Raw genomic sequence first — 3,932 nt, forward strand, 5'->3', positions numbered from 1 at the left:
CATTATACAATGTATATGTAGCGGAGAAAAGATGTTTATCGTTAGGCATCTTTTTTTCTTGTAAAAAAGTCAGCCTAACTCCTAATGAGTTACACTGACTTTTTTTATGTGTGGGCTAGTCTATTTAACGACAGCCCCTTACATCTAGAATATAACTAAATGTTTTTTAGTTATATTCAGTTTTTATTAAATAATATTTTCCTTCTTTATCCGCTTTGTAATATTCAGTTTTTGTTAAAGATGCTAAATCATCAGCTGTATTAAAAGCTCTTGTGTTTGTTTTTTGATGATATTCCAATCTTATTACTGGTAAAATTGCTCTATATGTATTTACGATATGTGAATACTCTACGACTCTAATTATGTGTCCTGTTAAATCTTTTTCATAAAGTCTAAAATCAAATTCAGTAACTTCATATTGTTCTTTATAATAACCTCTAACATATTCACCTAATGCTAATGGTGCTGAAAATTTTCCGGTTTGAAATGTGATGGTTTCTCCAATATTATAACCTATATTAGGAGTTATTTTGCTTAATATTTCACCACAAACATTTACAGTTATTCCATTACTATATGAACGTGAGATACTTACATCCTCTACTTCTCCAGCCTTTTGTGCGGGATCTCCACTATGAAATAATGTCCAATCAGCTCCTCTTGAAGAAGGTGCCTCCAAGGTTCGTTGAGTTGCAAGATACCATTCATAAATTCTATCAGGGTAATCCGCTAATGTATTTTCTTTTTCCTCATTTGCGTATGCTGTTGAACTAATAAGTAAAGATAGTGAAATTATTGTAATTAATAATTTTTTCATTTTAACTCCTCCTCTTTTTTTAAATATCAATACATGTTACAATAAAATTATCTATATGTCAAATAAAAAAATATATTAAGGAGTGTCTAAAAATGAAGAAAATTGTAATAAAAGGAATATTTGTATTTATTATAGGATATTTATTGTGTATATCAGTAGGAGGTTTTTTTTTAGATGAGAAACCTAATTATAATAATTCAATTATTTTTGCTATATTATATTTATCATCTGTAATTAGTGTGTATACATCATTAATTATTGAAGAAATTAAAAAAAATAAATAGTTTATTTTAAAATATACAAGCAAGCTGAAGTTAATACTAAAAAAATATTTTGATATGTAATTCAGAAATAATTATCAATATAAAAGAGTATAGTATAAAAATTTAATTTTACAAGCAATTATTCTATGATATATCTTACTATTTCCTATACTGGGGTAGCGTCAGCAAAATGCGGATTTACAACGCTAAGCATTTTCATGACGCTACCCCTAATGTAACTTACTTTCTTGATGCTACCGCCTTCCATAACGACCTAAGAACATGATCGTTATGGAAGACGGTGTTGAACCATTATTTTTTTTTCATTGAAGCAACGGTCAAATTCCCTTTTGAACTTTTCGTATTCCTTCTTTTCTTTTTCGCTTAGTCGTTTACTGATCTTTTTTTTCACGTCCAATTTACTAAACACTTTATCAGCTCCTTTAGTTTACATAAAAAAGAGTATAAGAAATAGAAGAAATGAAAAGTAAGTACCCGTCTTCCTAACATTTTATTTCTTATATCTCCCAAGAGTATCATTCTATCTAATTGTATCGCCAGTTTTCCGTGCTGTCTCTGTCTTACTTTTTTATAAAAAAAGAGACAGAGACAGCACTACCGTATGCGTAATATGTACCAGAGTTTAACACCAAACGCCACATATCTGTTTCACAGATGCTATAGTGTATAGCGGTGGCTAAATGCCCCTAAGATATCTAGGCTACTTTCGTAGTTCAGTAATGATAGTTCATTCCTGGAAGTATTTTTTTCACTTGATAACGCTCAAATGTAGACGAGTTTAGTTTACTTGTAGGTATAGCTTAATTTTTAAGCACCTATAGCCATCTTTGATGACTTACACCATGTTGGTGTATTGAATCTTTAAACATTTTTTCTCTTAACTTTCCTTATTCTTGGATAAGGTAATAACTATTTTCTCTATCTCTGTAGAGTAACTAAACAATAATATAAACTTTTCCTCATCTAATGAGTATCTATACATTTTTCTATCTAGTAGAGTAATAAAACTTTACTCGTTAATTGTACTATATCCATTCGGGAATAGTCAAATATTACATGAATGAAAAAAATATATATAATCATTGTTATAAATATTATGTTAAATATGCAGGGGGTAGATATTAATATAAAAACGGTTTAAAATGGCAAATTTGGTCATTTTAAACCATTTTTTTGCTTTCTAGGCAAAATAATCTATGGCTTGTACAATTTAGCACCCCTTAAAACGTCAAATATTTAGTTGCATTGCAACTAATTCTATTTTCGTTGTTATTCTGCCCTGATTTTCGCCCCGCCGACAATTGGGACTATTACTAGCAAAGCACTCGAGATGGGTTGAATGATAGTTCAATAGGATAGTTCGATTGGGCGATTTTTTTATATATAAACACTATTAGTATTATACATATAGATATACACTATAGTATTATCCTAGATATATCTGTTTTAGGGTTAGGGGTTGCACCTCGTCCCCACCTGATAACGAATAAATCATGTAAGCATTTTAAGAGTACAAGGCATTAAATTTCTTCAAAGGGATTGTATTAATTAGCAAGTTAAAAAGGGAAATACTCTTGTCATTTGGTTGCATTGCAATTAATCTTTTCTTGACTATGTTTTTAATATCATACTGGTAATTATTGATGTGGTATTTGATACTGGTATTCTATAGTGGTATCTTTATGAGAACTTATTTTTATAAGTACCACTATACAGTTACTAGTAAGAGATATCACTAATTTGTCTTTTTAAGGGTTTATTGTCTGTGTTTTTGACTCATATATTTACAATTTTTCCCAGAGAATTTCTATATATAATATATATATTTCTTTATCTTATTTATCTAATAGTTTATCATAATCTTTCCCTTTAAATCCTTTCGGACTGCTGAATCAAGCTGTACATCAAGGATTCAAGATCATTATAACGACAAAAATAAATCTTAGGAGTGAAGCCGACAAGTATATCATTTATGTATCAGAAAACGGCATTAATACAACTTCACCATATGAACATAAAAATAGATTAACACCAATTAAGGAATTTGAGGACTTGGCAAAAGAACATGATTTTAATGTAACACTTATAGGTAACAGTACTATAAAGAGCCAGTACAGCTTGTATAATCATTACTATAGTGCTAATGATATTTTAGGTAGCATCAATAAAGCCTTAGATAATATTATTGAAGATAATCCTTTTTCTTCTGACTATTTAGTAGAGTTAGGAAGTAATGTTAACATTGAAACAGTAGAATTAGAAACAGAAGGGGACGAGTTAAAAGAAAACGGATTCCAATATATCCATAATCCAAACTACTACGATAATTCACTAGGAATGTTTAGTTACGGTAAAGCAGAGTACAAAGAGGATGAAGAGTGGACAACACATAAACCAACTGTTTTAGATAAAACAGGGAGACTAGACATTTACCATAGAGTAAAGGACAGTATCACTGGTTATGAAGATGATGAATTATATTCAAATATATTCAGGACTTCAATCAATATACACCGTAAACCTATTGCACAGTTTAACTTAGATTGGGTATACAATCCATCAACAAGAGTATATGAAACAACATGGGAAGATGGGTCATATGACCTAGACCATCAATACAACCACCCACAAAAAGGTATTATAGAACGTAAAATAGTATATTGGGATAAAACACGTCCTATAGAAAAATATTATAAAATCCCTGATAACCTTAAGCCAGGGGCAACATATACTGTTGAATACATTGTAAAAGACTTAGAAAACACATGGAGTTTACCATGTATAAAAGAGTTCACTTTACCAACAGTACCACCACCACAGATATTAGATAC

4 protein-coding genes are annotated in these 3,932 nt (G+C 30.0%); 2 read left to right on the forward strand and 2 right to left on the reverse strand.

The window, feature by feature from the left end:
- Positions 1-166: 166 nt before the first annotated feature.
- Positions 167-817 (reverse strand): hypothetical protein, encoded by a 651-nt coding sequence (locus tag N4A55_RS15500; RefSeq protein WP_293758084.1) that lies wholly within the window; start codon positions 815-817, stop codon positions 167-169.
- A gap of 92 nt (positions 818-909) precedes the next feature.
- Here N4A55_RS15500 and N4A55_RS15505 point away from each other — a divergent pair, with 92 nt between their 5' ends.
- Positions 910-1,101: a permease gene (locus N4A55_RS15505; RefSeq protein WP_293758087.1), complete on the forward strand. Its 192-nt coding sequence runs from the start codon at positions 910-912 to the stop codon at positions 1,099-1,101.
- Positions 1,102-1,369: 268 nt separating this feature from the next.
- Here N4A55_RS15505 and N4A55_RS15510 read toward each other — a convergent pair whose 3' ends face one another.
- Positions 1,370-1,510, reverse strand: a complete 141-nt coding sequence (locus N4A55_RS15510; RefSeq protein WP_293758090.1) for a hypothetical protein — start codon at positions 1,508-1,510, stop codon at positions 1,370-1,372.
- 1,643 nt (positions 1,511-3,153) lie between these two features.
- Here N4A55_RS15510 and N4A55_RS15515 point away from each other — a divergent pair.
- The coding region (locus N4A55_RS15515) for a hypothetical protein (RefSeq protein ID WP_330666439.1) at positions 3,154-3,932 on the forward strand (779 nt) is incomplete at its 3' end.

Source organism: Vallitalea sp., assembly GCF_025211055.1.
GTDB lineage: Bacteria > Bacillota > Clostridia > Lachnospirales > Vallitaleaceae > Vallitalea.

Coding starts and splice junctions, on each gene's coding strand:
- N4A55_RS15500 (WP_293758084.1), bottom strand. CDS start 817: ATGAAAAAATTATTAATTACAATAATTTCACTATCTTTACTTATTAGT.
- N4A55_RS15505 (WP_293758087.1), top strand. CDS start 910: ATGAAGAAAATTGTAATAAAAGGAATATTTGTATTTATTATAGGATAT.